Source organism: Citrobacter sp. Cf132 (assembly GCF_030333885.1).
GTDB lineage: Bacteria > Pseudomonadota > Gammaproteobacteria > Enterobacterales > Enterobacteriaceae > Citrobacter > Citrobacter freundii.
This window is the reverse complement of record NZ_JAOWFA010000067.1, coordinates 25,674-41,295: the sequence shown is the minus strand read 5'-3', so window position 1 is coordinate 41,295 and position 15,622 is coordinate 25,674. Positions and strand designations below refer to the sequence as shown.

Below are 15,622 nucleotides of genomic sequence, written 5' to 3'. Positions count from 1 at the left end.
CACTGCCCGGATTCAGGCTGGCAAGCGAAATAGCCTGGAACAATGACTAATTAAGGAAACGACATGAGCTATAAGACTGTTGCCGCGCTGGCCTTCACCAGCATGTTTAGTCTCAGCACACTGCTCACCCCGGCCCATGCCGAGGAGCAAGAAAAAGCGCTGAACTTTGGCATTATTTCGACCGAGTCACAGCAAAACCTGAAGCCGCAGTGGGAACCGTTCCTGAAGGACATGGAAAAATCACTGGGCGTGAAAGTGAACGCCTTCTTCGCCCCGGACTACGCCGGGATCATCCAGGGCATGCGCTTTAACAAAGTGGATATCGCCTGGTACGGCAACCTCTCGGCAATGGAAGCGGTGGATCGCGCGAACGGACAAGTGTTTGCCCAGACCGTTGCCGCCGACGGATCCCCAGGTTACTGGAGCGTGTTGATCGTTAACAAAGACAGTCCGATCAATAACCTGAACGATCTGATCGCCAAACGTAAGGATCTGACCTTCGGCAACGGAGATCCCAACTCAACGTCAGGCTTCCTTGTTCCCGGCTACTACGTCTTTGCCAAAAACAACATCTCCGCGAGCGATTTCAAACGCACCGTTAACGCCGGACACGAAACCAACGCCCTGGCCGTCGCCAACAAGCAGGTCGATGTCGCCACCAACAACACCGAAAACCTCGACAAGCTGAAAACTTCCGCGCCGGAAAAGCTGAAAGAGCTGAAGGTGATCTGGAAGTCACCGCTGATCCCGGGCGATCCGATCGTCTGGCGTAAAAACCTCTCCGAAACCACCAAGGACAAGGTGTACGACTTCTTTATGAATTACGGCAAAACGCCGGAACAGAAAACCGTACTGGAACGCCTTGGATGGGCACCGTTCCGCGCCTCCAGCGATCTGCAACTGGTGCCGATTCGCCAGCTGGCACTGTTTAAAGAGATGCAGGGTGTGAAGGACAACAAAGGGCTGAACGAGGAAGAGAAAACCAGCAAAACCTCGGCGTTGAAAGCGCAGCTCGATGACCTTGACCGTCTGACCGCCGCACTGGGCGCTATGACCAGCGTCACCAAAGCGGTGCAGTAACCCTGGTGCCCGGTGGCGCTTCGCTTACCGGGTCTACGATGTTTTGTAGGCCGGATAAGGCCCCTGCGCCGCCATCCGGCAATAACCTATGCACGGAGCTAAACATGCAAACCATCACCGTCGCCCCGCCCAAACGTAGCTGGTTCTCACTACTGAGCTGGGCCATTCTGCTCGCCGTACTGGTGGTCTCGTGGAAAGGTGCCGAAATGGCTCCGCTCACGCTGATCGAAGATTCCGGCAATATGGCAACCTTCGCCGCCGACTTCTTCCCACCGGACTTCAGCCAGTGGCAGGACTATCTCGGTGAAATGGCCGTCACCCTGCAAATTGCCGTCTGGGGAACTGCTCTCGCCGTGGTGCTATCGATTCCCTTCGGCCTGATGTGCGCCGATAACCTGGTGCCGTGGTGGATTTACCAGCCGATGCGCCGCCTGATGGACGCCTGCCGCGCCATCAATGAAATGGTCTTCGCGATGCTGTTCGTGGTCGCCGTCGGGTTAGGGCCATTCGCCGGGGTGATGGCGCTGTTTATCCACACTACCGGGGTACTCTCCAAGCTGCTTTCCGAAGCGGTAGAAGCCATTGAGCCGGGTCCGGTAGAAGGTATTCGCGCCACCGGAGCCAACAAAATTGAAGAGATTCTGTACGGCGTTCTGCCACAGGTCATGCCGCTGCTTATCTCCTACTCGCTGTATCGCTTTGAATCCAATGTTCGCTCAGCCACGGTAGTCGGCATGGTGGGCGCAGGTGGTATTGGCGTGACCTTATGGGAAGCGATTCGCGGCTTTCAGTTCCAGCAAACCTGCGCCCTGATGGTGTTAATCATCGTCACCGTCAGCCTGCTGGATTTCCTTTCCCAGCGTTTGCGTAAGCACTTTATCTGATTAGCGAGGCATTGATTGCTATGCACTTGTCTACACATCCGACCAGTTATCCAACGCGTTATCAGGAAATTGCCGCGAGACTTGAGCAGGAGCTACGTCAACATTATCGCTGCGGTGACTATCTGCCCGCCGAGCATCAGCTTGCCGCGCGCTTCGAGGTAAACCGCCACACTCTGCGCCGCGCCATTGACCAGTTGGTTGAACGCGGTTGGGTTCAGCGTCGCCAGGGAGTCGGCGTGCTGGTGCTGATGCGCCCGTTCGATTACCCGCTTAATGCCCAGGCACGCTTTAGTCAGAACCTGCTGGACCAGGGCAGCCACCCCACCAGCGAAAAACTGCTGGCGGTGCTGCGTCCGGCCTCCAGCCACATTGCCGATGCGCTCAGCATAAACGAGGGCGATAACGTGATTCACCTGCGTACCCTGCGCCGGGTTAACGGGATCGCACTGTGCCAGATCGACCACTATTTTTCCGACCTCACGCTGTGGCCGCTGCTGCAAGGCTTTAACAGCGGCTCACTGCACGACTATCTGCGCCAACAATCAGGTCTGACGCTGCTGCGCACGCAAACGCGCATCAGCGCCCGCCGCGCGCAGGCCAAAGAGAGCAAGGTGCTGGAAATCCCCAATATGGCGCCGCTGCTGTGCGTGCGCACCCTGAACCACCGTGAAGGCGAAGAACACGCGGCGGAATACTCCGTCAGCCTGACCCGCGCCGACATGATCGAATTCACTATGGAGCACTGAATGCATTTCGATACCGCCACCCGCCAGCGCTGGATGCGCGCGCTGGCTTACAGCAATGCCGATGCCCTGAACGTCCGCATCAACGCGCTCAAATTGACGCCGGACTATGAACTTATCCGCGCACCGGAAAGCGGACTGATGCAGATCCAGGCCCGTATGGGCGGTACCGGTAACCGCTTCTTTGCCGGTGACACCACGCTTACCCGCGCAGTGGTACGCCTGAAGAGCGGCACGCTGGGTTACAGCTACCTGCTGGGACGCAATAAACAACATGCCGAGCAGTGCGCGGTAATTGACGCGCTACTGCAGGAACAAACGCATTTCCAGAACCTAATGGAAACCTTAATTGCCCCGCTGGAAGCGGAACGCGATGCGTTGATTAACGCACGCTGTGCCGAAGTCAACGCCAGCCGGGTCGACTTCTTCACGCTGGTACGCGGAGATAACGCATGACCTTACAGACCGCATTTAATTTACCCGTTCAGGATGCTCAGCAGAGCTTTCGTCGCCTGCTGAAAGCCATGAGCGAACCGGGCGTAATCGTCGCCCTGCATCAGCTGAAACACGGCTGGCAGCCGCTGGGTCTGGCGACCACCAGCGTGCTGCTGACCCTGGTCGATGGCGACACGCCGGTCTGGCTGGCACCGTCGATGGATAACGATATCGCCCGGCAGAACCTGCGTTTTCACACCAACGCGCCGCTGGTGGATCAGCCACAGCTGGCGGCCTTTGCCGTCGCCGACGAACGTATCAGCAGCGAACAGCTTAACGCCCTCTCCGCCGGTTCCGCCGTCGCGCCAGAAACCAGCGCCACGTTGATTGTGCAGGTCTCTGGCTTAAGCGGCGGACGCATGCTGCGTCTGACCGGCGCGGGCATCGCCGAAGAGCGCATGATCGCGCCACAGCTGCCGGAATGCCTGATTCACGAACTCACCGAACGCCCGCATCCGTTCCCACTGGGGGTCGATCTGATCCTCACCTGTGGCGAACGCCTGCTGGCTATTCCGCGAACCACCCATGTGGAGGTGTGCTGATGTACGTCGCCGTCAAAGGGGGCGAAAAGGCGATAGCCAACGCCCACGCCCTGCAGGAAAACCGACGCCGGGGCGATGAGACCATTGCTGAACTGAGCGTGGCGCAAATCGAACAGCAGATGAACCTGGCCGTTGATCGGGTGATGACCGAAGGTGGCATCGCTGACCGCGAACTGGCTGCACTGGCGCTCAAACAGGCCAGCGGCGATAACGTCGAGGCCATCTTTTTGCTCCGCGCCTACCGCACTACGCTGGCAAAGGTAGCTGTCAGCGAACCGGTTAACAGCGCAGAAATGCGTCTTGAGCGCAGAATCTCCGCGGTCTACAAGGATATTCCCGGCGGGCAGCTGTTGGGTCCAACCTACGACTACACCCATCGTCTGCTGGATTTTACCCTGCTGGCGAACGGTGAAGCGCCGCCGCTGCGCACCGCTGAGAGCGAACAAGATGCCTCCCCGCACGTCTTTTCCCTGCTGGCGAACCAGGGCCTGGCTAAACGTGAAGAGGATGATGGCGCAACACCCGACGACATCACCCGCACGCCACCGGTTTACCCCTGCTCACGCGCTTCACGTCTGCAACAGCTGATGCGTGGTGACGAGGGATATTTGCTGGCGCTGGCCTACTCCACCCAGCGCGGCTACGGGCGCAACCACCCGTTTGCCGCCGAAATCCGTAGCGGCTATGTGGCACTGGAAACCGTACCGGAAGAGCTGGGATTTGCGGTGAACGTCGGCGAACTGCTGATGACGGAATGTGAAATGGTCAACGGATTTGTCGCGCCAGAAAATGAATCCCCCCATTTTACCCGCGGCTACGGGCTGGTGTTCGGTATGAGCGAACGTAAAGCGATGGCGATGGCGCTGGTGGACCGCGCCCTACAGGCAGCCGAATACGATGAAACGGTCACAGGACCGGCGCAGGACGAAGAGTTCGTGCTGGCGCATGCGGATAACGTCGAGGCGGCGGGTTTTGTTTCGCACCTCAAACTTCCCCATTACGTCGATTTCCAGGCCGAACTGGAACTGCTCAAACGCCTGCAACAGGAGGCCACCTGTGACCACTAACCTCTCCGGCTACAACTTTGCCTATCTTGATGAGCAGACCAAACGCATGATCCGCCGCGCAATTCTGAAAGCGGTAGCGATCCCCGGTTACCAGGTACCGTTTGGCGGCCGTGAAATGCCGATGCCATACGGATGGGGAACCGGCGGTATTCAACTTACCGCCAGCGTGATTGGCGAGCCGGACGTGCTGAAAGTGATTGACCAGGGCGCGGACGACACCACTAACGCCGTATCGATTCGTAATTTCTTCAAGCGTGTGACCGGAGTGAATACCACTGAGCGTACGGAAGATGCGACGCTGATCCAGACCCGCCACCGCATCCCGGAGACGCCGCTGGTGGAAGATCAAATAATCATCTTCCAGGTACCGATCCCCGAGCCGCTACGCTTTATCGAACCGCGTGAAACGGAAACTCGCACCATGCACGCGCTGGAAGAGTACGGCATCATGCAGGTGAAACTGTATGAAGATATCGCCCGCTTCGGTCATATCGCCACCACTTACGCCTATCCGGTGAAGGTCAACGGCCGCTACGTCATGGACCCGTCGCCCATCCCGAAATTCGACAATCCGAAGATGGACATGATGCCAGCCCTGCAACTGTTTGGCGCAGGCCGCGAAAAACGCATCTATGCCGTTCCACCTTACACCCGCGTGGAAAGTCTCGATTTCGACGATCACCCGTTTACCGTGCAGAGCTGGGATGAACCTTGTGCCATCTGCGGCTCAACCCACAGCTATCTCGATGAAGTGGTGCTCGATGACAGCGGCAAACGCATGTTTGTCTGCTCCGACACCGATTACTGCCGCCAACAGAGCGAGGCCCTCAGCAAATGACGCAACCGCTGCTTTCAGTCAACAACCTGACCCATCTCTACGCGCCGGGCAAGGGCTTCAGCGATGTCTCTTTTGACCTGTGGCCAGGCGAAGTGCTGGGTATCGTCGGCGAGTCCGGTTCTGGCAAAACCACGCTGCTGAAATCGATCTCTTCACGGCTGACGCCGCAGAGCGGTGAGATTTTGTATCAGAACCGTTCGCTGTACGGCATGAACGAGGCCGACCGTCGCCGTCTGCTGCGCACCGAATGGGGCGTGGTGCATCAGCATCCGCTGGATGGCCTGCGCCGTCAGGTCTCCGCAGGCGGCAATATCGGCGAACGCCTGATGGCCACTGGCGCGCGTCACTACGGCGATATCCGCGCCACCGCGCAGCGCTGGCTGGAGGAGGTGGAGATCCCTGCCTCGCGTATTGACGACCTGCCAACCACCTTTTCCGGCGGTATGCAGCAGCGCCTGCAGATCGCCCGCAACCTCGTCACCCATCCCAAACTGGTGTTTATGGACGAACCCACCGGCGGGCTGGACGTTTCGGTACAGGCCAAACTGCTGGACCTGCTGCGCGGCCTGGTGGTGGAACTGGATCTTGCAGTGGTCATTGTCACCCACGATTTGGGTGTGGCGCGTCTGCTGGCAGACCGTTTGCTGGTGATGAAGCAGGGTCAGGTGGTGGAAAGTGGGTTAACCGACCGCGTGCTCGACGACCCGCACCATCCGTACACCCAGTTGCTGGTGTCGTCCGTTTTGCAAAATTAAACATCGGATGCCGGATGGCAGCTTACGGGGCGCTGTTTGTAGGCCGGATAAGCGCAGCGCCATCCGGCAATAAGAACCATGAGGCTCAAATGATTCGCGTTGAAAACATCAGTAAAACTTTTGTCCTGCATCAGCAAAACGGCGTGCGTCTGCCGGTGCTGCAAAACGCCACGCTGGAAGTGAAAAATGGCGAATGCGTGGTGCTGCACGGTCACTCGGGTAGCGGCAAGTCCACGCTGCTGCGATCGCTGTACGCCAACTATCTGCCGGATGAAGGACACATCCACATTCGCCACAGCGATGAGTGGGTCGATCTGGTGCAGGCCCCAGCGCGCAAAGTGTTGGAAGTTCGCCGTTCAACCATCGGCTGGGTGAGCCAGTTCCTGCGCGTAATCCCGAGGATTTCCGCGCTGGATGTGGTGATGCAACCGCTGCTGGATCTGGGTGTCTCCCGTGAGGAGTGTGCAGCCAAAGCGGCTAACCTGCTTACCCGCCTGAACGTGCCGGAGCGGCTGTGGCACCTGGCACCGTCGACCTTCTCCGGTGGCGAACAGCAGCGCGTCAACATCGCCCGCGGGTTTATCGTCGATTACCCGATTCTGCTGCTCGATGAACCCACCGCCTCGCTGGACGCCAAAAATAGCGCCGCCGTCGTCGCATTGATTGAAGAAGCAAAAGCCCGCGGCGCAGCAATTGTCGGTATTTTTCACGATCAAACCGTGCGCGACCGCGTAGCGGATCGTCTGCATCTGATGGGAACAACAGCATGATTATCAATAATGTAAAGCTGGTACTGGAAGATGACGTGGTGCAAGGATCGCTGGAAATCGAGGGCGGGGTCATTCGCGCCTTTGCTGAAAGTCCGAGCAGCCTACCTGAGGCGCTGGACGGCGAAGGCGGCTGGCTGCTGCCAGGGCTTATCGAGCTGCATACCGATAATCTCGACAAATTTTTTACCCCGCGCCCGAAGGTAGATTGGCCTGCCCACTCGGCGATGAGCAGCCACGACGCGCTAATGGTCGCCAGCGGCATTACCACCGTGCTGGACGCAGTGGCGATTGGCGATGTGCGCGACGGTGGTGACCGTCTGGAAAATCTGGAGAAGATGATCAACGCGGTGGAAGAGACGCAAAAGCGTGGGGTCAATCGCGCCGAGCACCGCTTGCACCTGCGCTGCGAGCTGCCGCATCACACTACCCTGCCGCTGTTTGAAAAACTGGTCGGTCGTGAGCCGGTGACGCTGGTGTCGCTGATGGATCATTCCCCCGGCCAGCGTCAGTTCGCCAATCGTGAGAAGTACCGCGAGTATTATCAGGGCAAGTATTCGCTCACCGACGAGCAGATGGCCCGTTATGAAGAAGAACAGTTAGCGCTGGCTGCGCGTTGGTCACAGCCCAACCGCACGGCGATTGCCCAGATGTGCCGTGAGCGCCAGATTGCGCTGGCGAGCCATGACGATGCCACCTGCGATCATGTGCTGGAATCGCATCAACTTGGCAGCGTGATCGCCGAATTTCCCACAACTTTCGAAGCCGCCGATGCCTCACGCCAGCATGGCATGAACGTGCTGATGGGCGCACCTAACATCGTGCGCGGCGGTTCTCACTCCGGCAACGTGGCGGCACATAGGCTGGCTGAGCTGGGGCTGCTGGATATTCTCTCCTCCGACTACTACCCCGCCAGCCTGCTCGATGCGGCATTTCGCGTAGCGGATGACGACGCTAACCGCTTTACGCTGTCGCAGGCTATTCGTCTGGTGACCCGCAATCCGGCGCGGGCCTTAAATCTCGACGATCGCGGCGTTATTGCCGAAGGTAAACGCGCGGATCTGGTGCTGGCGCATCGCAAAGGCGGCAACATCCATATCGACCACGTCTGGCGTCAGGGCAAAAGGGTATTCTGACTATGGGTAAACTGATCTGGCTGATGGGGCCGTCCGGCTCCGGTAAGGACAGTCTGCTGGCAGAATTGCGCCAGCAGGAACCGGCGCAACTGCTGGTGGCGCATCGCTACATCACCCGCGCCGCCAACGCCGGGAATGAAAATCATATTGCGCTAAGTGAACCAGAGTTTTTTACCCGCGCCGGGCAGAATCTGCTGGCGCTGAGCTGGCACGCCAACGGTTTCTACTACGGCGTCGGCGTGGAGATAGACCTCTGGCTGCACGCTGGTTTTGATGTGGTGGTCAACGGCTCGCGTGCGCATCTGCCCCAGGCGCAGGCCCGTTATGGCGCTTCTTTGCTTCCCATTTGCTTACAGGTTTCTCCGGCAGTTCTCCGCCAGCGCCTGCAGGCTCGTGGGCGGGAGAGCGAAACGGAAATCGCCGCCCGTCTTGAACGCGCAGCCCGCTACGCCCCGTATGACTGCCACGTCCTGAATAACGATGGTAGTTTGCTACAGTCTGTCGATACACTGCTCGCACTGATGGGACGCAAGGAGAAGAAACATGTCTGTCTGTGAATTACGCCGCGCCACGCTCTACGATACCGATGCGGTTTACGCGCTCATCTGCGAGTTGAAGCAGGGTCAATTTGACCTGCAGGCTTTTAGCGCTGGTTACGCCGTTAATCTGCAAGATGCCAATATGCACTACCAGCTGGCACTGATCGACGGACAGGTCGTCGGCTTGATCGGTCTACACCTGCAGTTTCATCTTCACCACGCCAACTGGATTGGCGAAATCCAGGAACTGGTGGTGATGCCGCAGGCGCGAGGGTTAAGGGTTGGCAGCCAGCTACTGGCCTGGGCCGAAGCCGCCGCACGCGAAGCGGGCGCAGAAGTCACCGAGCTTTCCACCAGCACCCAACGCCTTGACGCACACCGTTTTTACCAGCGCGAAGGCTATACCATGAGCCATTTTCGCTTCACCAAACCGCTGTAGGGGGAGCCATGAGTCTGACCATTACGCTAACGGGAACGGGCGGCGCACAGCTGGTGCCGACATTTGGCTGCGACTGTGCGGCCTGCCAACGAGCACGCTTACAGGCGCAATATCGTCGACGCCCTTGTAGCGGGGTGGTCAAATTCAACAATGCGGTGACGCTGCTGGACGCGGGGATCCCGCATCTGATGGACGACTGGCCAGCGGGCAGCTTCCAGCAGTTTCTGTTGACCCACTATCATATGGATCACGTGCAGGGGCTGTTTCCGCTGCGCTGGGGCGTGGGGGCGACTATCCCGGTGTACGGACCGCCGGATGAACAGGGTTGCGACGATCTGTTTAAGCATCCCGGTATCCTCGATTTTAGCCATACCGTCGCGCCATTCGTAGTGTTTGACCTGCAAGGATTGCAGGTCACGCCGCTACCGCTCAACCATTCAAAGCTGACGTTTGGTTATCTGCTGGAGACCGCACATAGCCGCGTGGCGTGGCTCTCCGATACCGCCGGACTTCCCGACAAGACGCTGAAGTTTCTCCACAATAACCAACCCCAAGTGATTATCATCGACTGCAGCCATGCCCCGCGCGCCGAGCCACCGCGCAATCACTGTGATTTAAATACCGTTATCGCGTTGAACGACGTTATCCGCTGTCCACGGGTGATCCTGACGCATATCAGCCATCAGTTCGACCTGTGGATGATGGAAAACCAGCTTCCCGCAGGGTTTGAGGCAGGATATGACGGAATGGAGATTATGCTGGAGTAAGGAAATTTGCCGGATGCGATGAAAACATCTTATCCGGCCGACAAGACGACAGCCAGGCGACTTTTCCATAAGCATAGAGAGATTGCAATGCATACATGCACTGTGCTCAAGTGCATGCATTGACATAAAATGGCGAGATGTTGAGCTGACAGCGAAATCCCTTACAGGGGATAAAATATTCTTACATTTAGATAGTTACAGTTAACGATCGTAATCTTCTTCCATTCTGCGTTCTTCGTCTTCTAACTGACGCCGTTCTTGATCAAGCTGGCGCTGACGGTCATCCAGTTGGCGACGTCGATCTTCAAACTGGCGGCGGCGATTGTCATATTGCCTGCGCCGGTCGTCACTCATCTGGCGCTGCCAGCTTTCATCACGGGAATCATCATAATCCCGCCCGTTGTCCGGTTTGTATGCGTCGTTTATCGCCTGCTGAATATTACCAATGGCGTCATCGATAATATCCGCCTGCGCCGATACGGTGGTCAGCATCAGCAAACTAAAAAGAAGGAATGTCGCGGAGCGTTGCATAAAACCAGCCTCATCAAGAAACTCGCCCCACGGTAACCAAAGCGTATTTGCGCGGGTAGCGGAGGAATCTCAATTACGCGAATGCCGCAGCGCCTGCGCCAGTTCTCCCCGGGTAAAAGGCTTACGCAATAGTGCCACATCCGGCAGCGCCGGGTTATGCGCCGGGCGTAAATCCTGACCGCTCATCAGCAGGATGGACAACTGCGGATAATGTGCCTGGGCATGGTTAACCACATCCACGCCGCTTAAACCACCTGGCAGCATTAAGTCGCTGATAAAAATATCAATCTCGGATGAAGCCGCCAGCATATGCATCGCCTGTTCGCCGTTGGCGGCCTCTAACGTCAGGTAGCCCAGCAGGTGTAATTGCTCGCACAACGTCTGGCGTACATCGTCCTCATCCTCGAGCACCAACACCAGTTTTTCATCGTTGGTCGTTGTGTGTTGCGCTACCGCTTCCACTTGAGCCTGCACCGGAACAACGGCGCGAGGCAGTTGCAGCCGGACAGTCGTTCCCTGCCCGGGGGCGCTTTCAATCTCCACCCGGCCACCGGACTGGCGCACAAAACCGTAAACCATCGACAGCCCCAGCCCACTGCCGCTGCCGGTCTGTTTGGTGGTGAAAAAGGGCTCGAAGACCTGCGCTTTCACTGCCTGCGACATCCCACTTCCCTGGTCGGCTACCTCCAGCATCACCATGTCCTGCTTACGCCCATCGCTGCGCGTAACCCGTTGATTCCAGGTACGGATTTTTATCGTGCCCGCCTGCCCGTCCATGGCGTCACGGGCGTTCATCACCAGATTGATAATGGCGTTTTCCAGTTGGCTGACGTCAATCCACGCGGGCCAGGCAGGCGACTGGGCTTCAATCTCCAGCGTCAACGTGGCCGGAAGAGAGTGGCGCATCAGTTCGCCCAGGTTTTCCAGCAGCGTTTTCAGCTCCACCGCATGAGGGTGCAATGACTGTTTGCGCGAAAAGGCCAGCAGCCGTTGGGTAAGCAGCGCCCCGCGCTCGGCGGCTTTTAGCGCCCGATTGACCCGTGGCGCATCGGGCGACTCCGGATTCACCAAATCCAGACTGCCAATAATCACTGCCAGCAGGTTATTGAAATCATGCGCTAATCCACCCGTCAGTTGCCCCACCGCCTTCAGCTTTTGGCTGTGCAACAGCGCTTCTTCCAGCCCCTGACGCTCGGTGCGATCGATTTCCATCTGGCTGGTTTTTTCTTTTAGCAGTCGGGTGGTGTGCTCCAGCGATGCCGTATTGCGGGCAAAGACGCTAAAGGCGCGGGCCAGCTCGCCCAGCTCATCGCGCCGCTGCAGGGCCGGGACACTGACGTCTGATTCACCGTGCGCCAGCCGGGTCATCGCCCGCGAAATGGCCGTTAGGTTGGAGCCGAGATTACGGTAGATATACCACCCGGCAAAACCGGTGATCACCACCGCCAGCAGCGCAAACACTAAAATAAACAACGCGCCGGATTGCAGTTCCTGATGGCTTTGCGCCACCCGCTGCTCTGAGATCAACGCCACCTGCGAGGCATACTGGTTGATATCGCTGTTGAGGATCGCCACCAACGCTTTGATGTGGAACATATACCAATTGATGGCCAAATCGCTTTGCTCCAGCGCGGAAGAGAGCGGCTCCAGCTTATGCAGCTCCTGGTTGAAGTCGTTGAGGATACCGCTAATCAGCGGATTGGCATGAAACAAGGGAAGAGCGGGCATCACCGCATCCAGTTGTTTCACCACTGAACGCGGCGTGGGCGTGTCGATGGCGGCAACAATTAAGCGGTCCATCTGCCCCAGCAGCACATCGTCCTGCGCGCCGGTGAGCTTTTGCAGATGACGTAAATAGCTTTGATTCTGATACAGCGAACTGAGCAGCGCGTTACGTTCCAGGTGCCGCCGCTGACCGCGCTGCAACATCCCTTCCACGCTGCTTTGTAGTTCATTACTGCGCTGGATAATTCGCTCGACCAGCACCGGCTCTTGCTGTGCCAGCGGCGCGGTAGCCAGTTGTTCCAGCGACTGCTTCAGCGCCCTTTGCGTCTCCTGCAGCCGCTCCGCTTCCCCTTTGTATTCCAGCGCCCCGACTACCTGCGACAACCGCACCGCCGCTGTCGCGACGTTCGCCGTATCCCGTGCCAGGTTCATGCTGCCGGTCATGTCGTCAACGGTTTGCTGCTGCACCTGCTCCTGGATCTGGCTTGCGTGCTGAAACCCCAGCACCGCCACGCCGCTCACCATCAGCGTGACCGCCACCACCAGCAGATTGAAGAACAGCAATCGTCCACGCGCACTGGCGAAAAAGTGACGTCCCGGTTGCGGCATATCACGCTCCGTGAAGAAAAATCGCAATATGACAAATATGAACGGCTTCTGACATTTTGCATTTACATTCCTGTGATGGACTGCTGATATCGGCCACCCCACAGGAGATCCGCCATGAGCAGGACACCGGTTCTGGAGATGCGCAACATTGCTAAAGCGTTTGGCAAATTTTACGCGCTGAAAGGGGTCGATTTAACGGTCTGGCCGGGCGAGATTCATGCCCTGATGGGCGAGAACGGTGCGGGGAAAAGCACCCTGATGAAGATCCTCGCGGGCGCCTATACCGCCACCAGCGGTGAAATCCTGATTGACGGTCAGCCGTTTCACATTCGCGGTCCCAAAGATGCGCTGAGCGCAGGCATCACGCTGATTTACCAGGAGATGCAGCTCGCGCCGAACCTGACGGTGGCAGAAAATATCTTTCTTGGCAGCGAGCTGTCGCGCGGCGGTCTGGTCCAGCGTAAAGAGATGATCATGCAGTCACAGAAAGTCATCGACCGACTCGGTGCCCAGTTTAAGGCCAGCGACCGTGTGATGACGTTGACCATCGCCGAACAGCAGCAGGTTGAAATTGCCCGTGCCCTGCACCGTAACAGCCGCATTCTGGTGATGGATGAACCCACCGCCGCCCTCTCCTCACGTGAAACCCACCGCCTGTTTGAACTGATCATGCGCCTGCGCGATGAGGGGATGGCGATTATCTACATCAGCCACCGCATGGCGGAAGTTTACGAACTCTCCGATCGCGTCAGCGTCCTGCGCGACGGGCAATATGTTGGCAGCCTGACCCGCGACAAGCTCAACGCCTCGGAGCTGGTGCGCATGATGGTGGGCCGTCCGTTGAGCGATCTGTTCAACAAAGAGCGCGATATTCCCTTAGGTAAAGCACGCCTCAACGTCCATCACCTTACCGACGGCCATAAGGTCCAGCCGTGCAGCTTGCTGGTGCGCTCCGGGGAGATCGTCGGCCTGGCCGGGTTAGTCGGCGCAGGGCGTTCTGAACTGGCGCAGCTGATTTTTGGCGTGCGCAAAGCCATCGGCGGCATGATTGAAGTGGACGGTGAACCGGTGGTGATCCACTCCCCGCGCGAAGCAATTGACCACGGCATTGGCTTTCTGACGGAAAACCGCAAAGAGCAGGGATTATTTTTAGAGCTGGCAGCGGCAGAAAACATCACCATGGCAACGCTGGAACGTGACGCGAACTGGGGCATGCTCGATCGCAAAAAGGCGCAGGCGATTTCCGATGACGCCATCAAATTGCTCAATATTCGCGTCCCGCATGCCCAGGTCCGCGCAGGCGGCTTGTCCGGCGGCAACCAGCAAAAGCTGCTGATTTCGCGCTGGGTGGCGATCGGGCCACGCATTTTGATCCTCGATGAACCGACGCGCGGCGTGGACGTCGGCGCCAAAAGCGAGATCTACCGGATCATGAACGATATGGCGCGCAAAGGCGTGGCGATCCTGATGATCTCCAGCGAACTACCGGAAGTGGTCGGGATGAGCGACCGCGTGTACGTCATGCGCGAAGGCAGTATTGCCGGCGAGCTGAACGGACAAAGTATTACCCAGGAAAATATTATGACGCTGGCAACCGGCGTGAACGACTCCCATCATCAGGCGGTGCCCCATGAATAATCCAACCACTCCCCAGCAGGTGGCGAAATCCGCCTCCGCAAAAAAAATGCTGATGAGCGATCTGATGCAAACGGTCGGTATCTTACCGATTCTCATCCTGATAGTGGCGGTTTTTGGCTTTATCGCGCCTAACTTTTTTACCGAAAGCAACCTGCTGAATATTACCCGCCAGGCGTCGATCAACATCGTGCTGGCCGCTGGCATGACCTTCATTATTTTAACCGGCGGCATCGATCTTTCGGTTGGTTCGATTCTCGGCACCACCGCCGTCGCAGCCATGGTGGTTTCTCTCATTCCTGAGTTTGCCATGCTGTCAGTCCCTGCTGCACTGTTGCTCGGCATGGTGCTGGGGTTGTTTAACGGCGCGCTGGTCGCTTTTGCCGGCCTGCCGCCGTTTATCGTCACGCTTGGAACCTATACGGCGCTGCGCGGCGCGGCCTATCTGCTGGCGGACGGCACGACGGTGATTAACTCCAACATCAGCTTTGAGTGGATCGGCAACAACTATCTCGGTCCGGTTCCGTGGCTGGTGGTCATTGCGCTGGCGGTGGTGGTGGTGTGCTGGTTCATTCTTAGGCGCACAACGCTCGGCGTTCATATCTATGCGGTTGGCGGCAATATGCAGGCCGCGCGCTTAACCGGGATCAAAGTGTGGCTGGTGCTGCTGTTCGTCTACGGCATGAGCGGTTTGCTCTCAGGTCTTGGCGGGGTGATGAGCGCCTCGCGGCTGTACAGCGCCAACGGCAACTTAGGTATGGGTTACGAACTGGACGCCATCGCGGCGGTGATCCTCGGCGGCACCAGCTTTGTTGGCGGGATCGGCACCATCACCGGCACGCTGGTGGGGGCGTTGATCATTGCCACGCTCAATAACGGCATGACGCTGATGGGCGTCTCCTATTTCTGGCAATTGGTGATCAAAGGGGCGGTGATCATCATAGCGGTGCTGATCGACAAATACCGTACCCGACACCATCAAAGTGCATAGACAAGCTTACTGGCCTACTCATTCGTAGGCCTGATAAGCGCAGCGCCATCAGGCGTATAACAACAATACCCTACGTGAG

Annotated in this window: 17 protein-coding genes; 15 read left to right on the top strand and 2 right to left on the bottom strand. The window is 58.0% G+C overall.

Features of this window, described 5'->3' with window-relative positions; all coding sequences use genetic code 11:
* The first annotated feature begins 63 nt into the window (after positions 1-63).
* The 13 genes from phnD (at position 64) to phnP (ending at position 10,052) form a co-directional block, all read left to right on the top strand.
* A complete protein-coding gene (gene phnD / locus OGV85_RS18780) occupies positions 64-1,080 on the top strand; it encodes a phosphonate ABC transporter substrate-binding protein (protein WP_008786961.1) in 1,017 nt (338 codons plus the stop codon).
* Between the two features lie 104 nt (positions 1,081-1,184).
* Positions 1,185-1,964, top strand: a complete 780-nt coding sequence (gene phnE, locus OGV85_RS18775) for a phosphonate ABC transporter, permease protein PhnE (RefSeq protein ID WP_003841119.1) — start codon at positions 1,185-1,187, stop codon at positions 1,962-1,964.
* 20 nt (positions 1,965-1,984) lie between these two features.
* Entirely contained in the window at positions 1,985-2,710 is a 726-nt protein-coding gene (gene phnF / locus OGV85_RS18770; protein WP_003031826.1) for a phosphonate metabolism transcriptional regulator PhnF, read from the top strand.
* The gene (gene phnG / locus OGV85_RS18765) at positions 2,711-3,163 is read left to right on the top strand and encodes a phosphonate C-P lyase system protein PhnG (RefSeq protein ID WP_061547514.1); all 453 of its coding nucleotides are present in this window, start codon (positions 2,711-2,713) and stop codon (positions 3,161-3,163) included.
* Entirely contained in the window at positions 3,160-3,744 is a 585-nt protein-coding gene (phnH, locus tag OGV85_RS18760) for a phosphonate C-P lyase system protein PhnH (protein WP_003031824.1), read from the top strand. Before phnG ends, phnH begins: the two co-directional genes overlap by 4 nt.
* A complete protein-coding gene (locus OGV85_RS18755) occupies positions 3,744-4,811 on the top strand; it encodes a carbon-phosphorus lyase complex subunit (RefSeq protein ID WP_003031821.1) in 1,068 nt (355 codons plus the stop codon). The genes phnH and OGV85_RS18755 overlap by 1 nt, the downstream gene beginning before the upstream one ends.
* Positions 4,812-4,857: 46 nt before the next feature.
* Positions 4,858-5,649, top strand: a complete 792-nt coding sequence (gene phnJ / locus OGV85_RS18750) for an alpha-D-ribose 1-methylphosphonate 5-phosphate C-P-lyase PhnJ (RefSeq protein WP_230472398.1) — start codon at positions 4,858-4,860, stop codon at positions 5,647-5,649.
* Positions 5,646-6,404, top strand: coding sequence for a phosphonate C-P lyase system protein PhnK (phnK, locus tag OGV85_RS18745; protein WP_003844769.1), 759 nt, complete (start codon positions 5,646-5,648; stop codon positions 6,402-6,404). The genes phnJ and phnK overlap by 4 nt, the downstream gene beginning before the upstream one ends.
* An 89-nt stretch (positions 6,405-6,493) precedes the next feature.
* The gene (phnL, locus tag OGV85_RS18740) at positions 6,494-7,174 is read left to right on the top strand and encodes a phosphonate C-P lyase system protein PhnL (protein ID WP_003031813.1); all 681 of its coding nucleotides are present in this window, start codon (positions 6,494-6,496) and stop codon (positions 7,172-7,174) included.
* Positions 7,171-8,307: an alpha-D-ribose 1-methylphosphonate 5-triphosphate diphosphatase gene (gene phnM / locus OGV85_RS18735; RefSeq protein WP_003031811.1), complete on the top strand. Its 1,137-nt coding sequence runs from the start codon at positions 7,171-7,173 to the stop codon at positions 8,305-8,307. The genes phnL and phnM overlap by 4 nt, the downstream gene beginning before the upstream one ends.
* 2 nt (positions 8,308-8,309) lie before the next feature.
* Positions 8,310-8,864, top strand: a complete 555-nt coding sequence (gene phnN, locus OGV85_RS18730) for a ribose 1,5-bisphosphokinase (RefSeq protein ID WP_032948343.1) — start codon at positions 8,310-8,312, stop codon at positions 8,862-8,864.
* Positions 8,851-9,285, top strand: coding sequence for an aminoalkylphosphonate N-acetyltransferase (gene phnO, locus OGV85_RS18725; RefSeq protein ID WP_061547512.1), 435 nt, complete (start codon positions 8,851-8,853; stop codon positions 9,283-9,285). Before phnN ends, phnO begins: the two co-directional genes overlap by 14 nt.
* A gap of 8 nt (positions 9,286-9,293) precedes the next feature.
* Entirely contained in the window at positions 9,294-10,052 is a 759-nt protein-coding gene (phnP, locus tag OGV85_RS18720) for a phosphonate metabolism protein PhnP (protein WP_003844762.1), read from the top strand.
* 201 nt (positions 10,053-10,253) lie between these two features.
* On the opposite strand, the gene yjdP is transcribed toward phnP, so the two are convergent.
* Positions 10,254-10,583 (bottom strand): DDRRRQL repeat protein YjdP, encoded by a 330-nt coding sequence (yjdP, locus tag OGV85_RS18715; RefSeq protein WP_003031807.1) that lies wholly within the window; start codon positions 10,581-10,583, stop codon positions 10,254-10,256.
* A 69-nt stretch (positions 10,584-10,652) separates the two neighbouring features.
* Positions 10,653-12,917, bottom strand: coding sequence for a hybrid sensor histidine kinase/response regulator (locus OGV85_RS18710; RefSeq protein WP_049016275.1), 2,265 nt, complete (start codon positions 12,915-12,917; stop codon positions 10,653-10,655).
* Positions 12,918-13,031: 114 nt separating this feature from the next.
* Here OGV85_RS18710 and OGV85_RS18705 point away from each other — a divergent pair, with 114 nt between their 5' ends.
* Both OGV85_RS18705 and OGV85_RS18700 read left to right on the top strand, forming a co-directional pair.
* A complete protein-coding gene (locus tag OGV85_RS18705; protein ID WP_032948336.1) occupies positions 13,032-14,555 on the top strand; it encodes a sugar ABC transporter ATP-binding protein in 1,524 nt (507 codons plus the stop codon).
* Positions 14,548-15,543, top strand: coding sequence for an ABC transporter permease subunit (locus tag OGV85_RS18700; protein ID WP_003031803.1), 996 nt, complete (start codon positions 14,548-14,550; stop codon positions 15,541-15,543). Before OGV85_RS18705 ends, OGV85_RS18700 begins: the two co-directional genes overlap by 8 nt.
* The last annotated feature ends 79 nt before the right edge of the window (positions 15,544-15,622 follow it).

Coding starts and splice junctions, on each gene's coding strand:
- phnD (WP_008786961.1), top strand. CDS start 64: ATGAGCTATAAGACTGTTGCCGCGCTGGCCTTCACCAGCATGTTTAGT.
- phnE (WP_003841119.1), top strand. CDS start 1,185: ATGCAAACCATCACCGTCGCCCCGCCCAAACGTAGCTGGTTCTCACTA.
- phnF (WP_003031826.1), top strand. CDS start 1,985: ATGCACTTGTCTACACATCCGACCAGTTATCCAACGCGTTATCAGGAA.
- phnG (WP_061547514.1), top strand. CDS start 2,711: ATGCATTTCGATACCGCCACCCGCCAGCGCTGGATGCGCGCGCTGGCT.
- phnH (WP_003031824.1), top strand. CDS start 3,160: ATGACCTTACAGACCGCATTTAATTTACCCGTTCAGGATGCTCAGCAG.
- OGV85_RS18755 (WP_003031821.1), top strand. CDS start 3,744: ATGTACGTCGCCGTCAAAGGGGGCGAAAAGGCGATAGCCAACGCCCAC.
- phnJ (WP_230472398.1), top strand. CDS start 4,858: ATGATCCGCCGCGCAATTCTGAAAGCGGTAGCGATCCCCGGTTACCAG.
- phnK (WP_003844769.1), top strand. CDS start 5,646: ATGACGCAACCGCTGCTTTCAGTCAACAACCTGACCCATCTCTACGCG.
- phnL (WP_003031813.1), top strand. CDS start 6,494: ATGATTCGCGTTGAAAACATCAGTAAAACTTTTGTCCTGCATCAGCAA.
- phnM (WP_003031811.1), top strand. CDS start 7,171: ATGATTATCAATAATGTAAAGCTGGTACTGGAAGATGACGTGGTGCAA.
- phnN (WP_032948343.1), top strand. CDS start 8,310: ATGGGTAAACTGATCTGGCTGATGGGGCCGTCCGGCTCCGGTAAGGAC.
- phnO (WP_061547512.1), top strand. CDS start 8,851: ATGTCTGTCTGTGAATTACGCCGCGCCACGCTCTACGATACCGATGCG.
- phnP (WP_003844762.1), top strand. CDS start 9,294: ATGAGTCTGACCATTACGCTAACGGGAACGGGCGGCGCACAGCTGGTG.
- yjdP (WP_003031807.1), bottom strand. CDS start 10,583: ATGCAACGCTCCGCGACATTCCTTCTTTTTAGTTTGCTGATGCTGACC.
- OGV85_RS18710 (WP_049016275.1), bottom strand. CDS start 12,917: ATGCCGCAACCGGGACGTCACTTTTTCGCCAGTGCGCGTGGACGATTG.
- OGV85_RS18705 (WP_032948336.1), top strand. CDS start 13,032: ATGAGCAGGACACCGGTTCTGGAGATGCGCAACATTGCTAAAGCGTTT.
- OGV85_RS18700 (WP_003031803.1), top strand. CDS start 14,548: ATGAATAATCCAACCACTCCCCAGCAGGTGGCGAAATCCGCCTCCGCA.